The sequence below is a fragment of the Pseudomonadota bacterium genome (genome assembly GCA_026388215.1).
Classification (GTDB): domain Bacteria; phylum Desulfobacterota; class Syntrophorhabdia; order Syntrophorhabdales; family Syntrophorhabdaceae; genus JAPLKF01.
Genome location: JAPLKF010000153.1, coordinates 1 through 4,242, shown reverse-complemented (window position 1 = coordinate 4,242; position 4,242 = coordinate 1). Strand labels below are relative to the sequence as shown.

The window sequence follows — 4,242 nt, the reverse complement described above, 5'->3', positions numbered from 1 at the left end:
CTTTCCACTGCCTCTTTTTGATACGGACTGCCATCCTCAACCTGCGGCTCTTTAATAATAGCCCTCCCTTTTTCAGTAACAGGTTCTATGAAGTAACCTTTTTCCAGCTCGGTTATGATTGCATCCGAACCCTCTTTATCGGCCGGGCCTCCCCCTACGGCTGTGCAAAAACATCCTGCGGAAGGAGACTCGCAGCTGATTGTAACAATCACAGTTTTTTCACGCCTGTCCTTATAGTACGTGTCTGGTGTATCAATATCCATAAACACCCGGTCAAAGATTCTAAACCCCTTCACATCACACGGACGTGCCCCAAAAATAATAGTCTCCTGATATTCCTGATTTGTCTCAAGTTCAGTGCTCATCTTTTGGGGGTTATCGGCATCCTTTTTGTAATTAAATGAAAAGAGTGTCTCGCTCTGTGGAAAGATAATAGTCTTAGGCGGGATGTTGGCAGGCCTTTCAAGGCACAAGATTCTCTCCGGACTGAAGGGCCGAAAAATCACCGTATCACCCTCAAGACAGGGTACATACACGAGTCTATTTTTACTTAGGGTCTCAAAAAAATCCTTTTCCTTTCCCTTTGGAAGGTATCCTACCTGTGCCATTATAGTTTATACTCCTCTATCTTCCTCTCCTCCACGTTGAATGTGTACATCGGTGGTTTATCTTCTAAGTTTACCCCTGGTTCATAACCGAAGAGTTCCTTCATTTCAAGGTTAATCTTCTTTTTCAGTTTATTCACAGGAATCCCCATGGGGCAGACCCTTTCGCATTCTCCGCATTCAACACATCTCCCGGCAAGATGGACAGCATGGATCATGTGAAACATGAATTTCTCGGGAAGTGTCAGCTTCTGGCTCATCCAGTGAGGGTCACGGGTCTCGGCAATGCAGCTATCCTGGCAAATACACATGGGACAGGCATTTCGACAGGCATAACAGCGGATACAGCGGTCGAATTCCTTCTCCCAGTACTCAAGCCTTTCTTCCAGTGATTTCTTTTCAAATTTCCTGATATCTTCGTATACGCTTTCCGGAGGTTTGTCCGATTTAATAGGCTCTCCAATCAGATGGTCATATATAAGGGGCGTTGGATACTGGCATGTACTGCACTTATCAGGACAGACATCTGAGAGGGATAGTGTTTTTTGCCCCTTTATAGTCTTCACTACAACATTACCCCCATCTCTGAATGTAATACTCTCAACCGGCTGGTTATCGATTTCATGGAGTACCTTTTTCACACTTATTATCCCGGTACACGGTAATCCGACGATCACGATATTATCCCGCTTAATCAAACCTTCCTGCATATATTGAATGATGGTCCGGCTGTCACATCCCTTTACAACAATGCCAACCTTTTTCTTCAAAAAAGGGAGATAACTCGTCAGATTCTGCACGCAGAGAGGATTCCAGATGAGCTGGTCAACCTGCTCGGGCATGGTTATGAAGCATGGTGTTGCATGTAACGGGTCAAACCCCTGCTTATAACCTATCACAACATCTACCTCGTGGAATACCTTCGCTACAGTTTCCTTCAGTTTCTCAAGACTCAACCCTTACCTCCGTCTTTGTGTGCAGCGGGCCCAGTTTATGAATTTGTTTTGTAAAATCTGTAACGACCTGCTGCCACCTCTCCCCCTCAGAGGCAGAAATCCATGTATAATGAAACCTCCTCTCATCAATGCCAATAAATGGAAGGAGCCTTTTTAGCATCTCAAGCCTTCTCCTCGCATAAAAATTACCATCCGAGTAATGGCAATCCCTCGGGTGACAGCCTGATACAAGTACCCCGTCAGCCCCATTGAGAAGGGCCTTCACAATAAAAAGAGGATCAACCCTGCCGGAGCATGGCACCCTTATAATACGCAGGTCAGTAGGCTGTTTAAAACGGCTTATCCCTGCGGTATCTGCCCCACCATAGGAACACCAGTTACAGAGAAAACCTATGATTCGAAGCTCCTTTGCGGCTATGACTGACATAGGGTATTAACCTCCGCCAAGAGTTGATTGTCTGTAAAGTGTTGCAATTGTATTGCCCCGCATGGACATGTGGAAGTGCATATACCGCATCCTGCACAGACTGTCTCAATAACCTCGGCAACTACCCTTCCGTCGCGAAGCTCCTTCTCCTTTATGGCACCAAAGGGACAGGTCTCAACGCACTTGAGACATCCCACACAGGCATTGGTATTCACCTGAGCAATTGCCGGGTCTGATTCAAGGGTATCCCTGGAAAAGAGGGCTAAGACCTTACTCGCTGCTGCGCTTCCCTGGCACACTGAGGCAGGAATATCCTTGGGACCCTGAGCAGCCCCTGCCAGAAATACACCCGAGGTATTTGTTTCCACAGGCCTTAACTTTGGATGGCTCTCTACATAAAACCCAAAGGTATCGTATGATATATGTAGTTTCTCCGCAAGTTCAGCAGCCCCCGGAGCTGCAGTTACAGCCGTAGCAAGTACCACGAGGTCTGCTTCAATCTCAACCTGGGTTCCAAGAAGCGTATCGGCTCCCCTGACAACCATCTTCTTGCCCTTGGGGTAAATCCTCGATACCCGTCCCCGAATGTAATTTACACCGTAATCTTCCTGTGCCCGACGTACGAACTCATCATAGCCTTTTCCAGAGGAACGGATATCTATGTAGAAGACATAGGACCGGGAATCCGGTATATGGTCTTTTGTAAGGATTGCCTGTTTTGCAATGTACATACAGCAGAAGTTTGAACAGTAAGGTATGCCTATAGATTTATCACGGGAGCCCGCACATGAGACAAAAACAACTGTCTTTGGCTCTGTCTTATCTGATGGCCGGAGGATATGACCTGATGTCGGACCTGAGGCATTGAGTAGTCGTTCGTACTGGATGCCTGTTATCACATCCGGATAACGTCCTCCCCCATATTCGGGAAGTCTATCCATGTCTATTAGACCATAACCGGAAGCCACAATAATGGCGCCTACCTCTTCAGTAACAATCTCATCCTGCATCTCATAATTGATTGCCCCTGTGGGGCATATCTTTGCACAGACGCCGCATTTCCCCTTCAGAAACTGGCGGCAATATTTCGGGTCAATCTTTGCCTTCTTGGGGATCGCCTGGGGAAAAGGGATATTGATTGCCCTGGTTGGTGCAACCCCGAAATTGAAATGATCATAGGCATTCTTCGTTGGGCATTTCTCCATACACTCCCCGCACCCCGTGCACTTCGACCAGTCGACATACGTAGCCTTTTTGCGTATCTTTATCTGATAATTGCCCACATAGCCCTTGATCTCCTCTATCTCAGAATAGGCGTAGAGCTTTATCTTCTCATGCTGGGCCACATCTACCATTTTCGGGCCCAGAATACAGATGGAGCAGTCTATTGTAGGGAATGTTTTGTCAAGGCGTGCCATCATCCCGCCCACGCTGGGGCTCTTCTCCACGAGCAATACTTCTAAGTTGCCGTCAGCACAATCGAGGGCTGCCTGCATACCTGCAACCCCTCCTCCGATAATTAGTACCCTCTTATTGACCTTAAAGGATTTAGAGTAAAGAGGTTTATTTCTCATTACCTTTGCCACTGCTATTCTCACGGCTTCAATGGCCTTGTTCGTATTCAGTTCTTTATCTTCCCCTACCCAGGAAATATGTTCCCTGATATTTGCCATCTCAAGGAAATATCTGTTTAGCCCACCTTTTTCAACGGTTCGCCGAAAAGTTACTTCATGCATACGTGGTGAGCACGAGGCGACTACAACACGGTCTAAACCTTCCTTTTTAATTGTCTCTTTGATTTCATCCTGACCAGGCTCTGAGCAGGTGTACATATAATCTGTGGCATACACAACCCCGGGCAACCTTCTTGTTTCCTCAGCCACCTTCTTTACATCAACTGTTCCTGCAATATTGTTCCCGCAGTGACATATAAATACACCAACCCGCATCTATTCAGTCTCCTCTGTCGTTGTTTCCTCTTTGGTTCCTGCCTTTTCGGTTTTCGGTTTTTTCTTTTTTGCCTCTGCCTCCCGGGCCTTCCTGAACTCGTCAACCGGTAGACGAGAGCGGATTAAGCGGTCTGCACTAACAATGAGCTTATCCATGGCAAGTTCTTTTGGTGAATACCCGTATGCGAGACCCATAACCTGGGAAAAGTAGATAATTGGTATATTGAAAGAAGAACCCATAGTTCTATTCACTTGATCCTGACGCAGATCGAGGTTCTGCTGACAGAGAGGGCACGCCACAGCAA

At 46.8% G+C, this 4,242-nt stretch carries 5 protein-coding genes; all 5 read right to left on the bottom strand.

The genetic code is table 11. The features are described 5' to 3' along the window. A partial coding sequence (locus NTU69_08895; GenBank protein MCX5803625.1) for a hydrogenase occupies positions 1 to 608 on the bottom strand: 608 nt, incomplete at its 3' end. After that, positions 608 to 1,561 carry a 4Fe-4S dicluster domain-containing protein gene (locus NTU69_08890; GenBank protein ID MCX5803624.1) on the bottom strand — a complete coding sequence of 318 codons (954 nt, stop codon included), beginning with the start codon at positions 1,559 to 1,561 and terminating at the stop codon, positions 608 to 610. The genes NTU69_08890 and NTU69_08895, both read right to left, overlap by 1 nt. Next, entirely contained in the window at positions 1,551 to 1,988 is a 438-nt protein-coding gene (locus NTU69_08885; GenBank protein ID MCX5803623.1) for a hydrogenase iron-sulfur subunit, read from the bottom strand. Before NTU69_08885 ends, NTU69_08890 begins: the two co-directional genes overlap by 11 nt. Then, positions 1,976 to 3,937 (bottom strand): CoB--CoM heterodisulfide reductase iron-sulfur subunit A family protein, encoded by a 1,962-nt coding sequence (locus tag NTU69_08880; protein ID MCX5803622.1) that lies wholly within the window; start codon positions 3,935 to 3,937, stop codon positions 1,976 to 1,978. The genes NTU69_08885 and NTU69_08880 overlap by 13 nt, the downstream gene beginning before the upstream one ends. Continuing rightward, positions 3,938 to 4,242 (bottom strand): hypothetical protein (locus NTU69_08875; GenBank protein MCX5803621.1); only part of this gene is annotated, 305 nt, incomplete at its 5' end.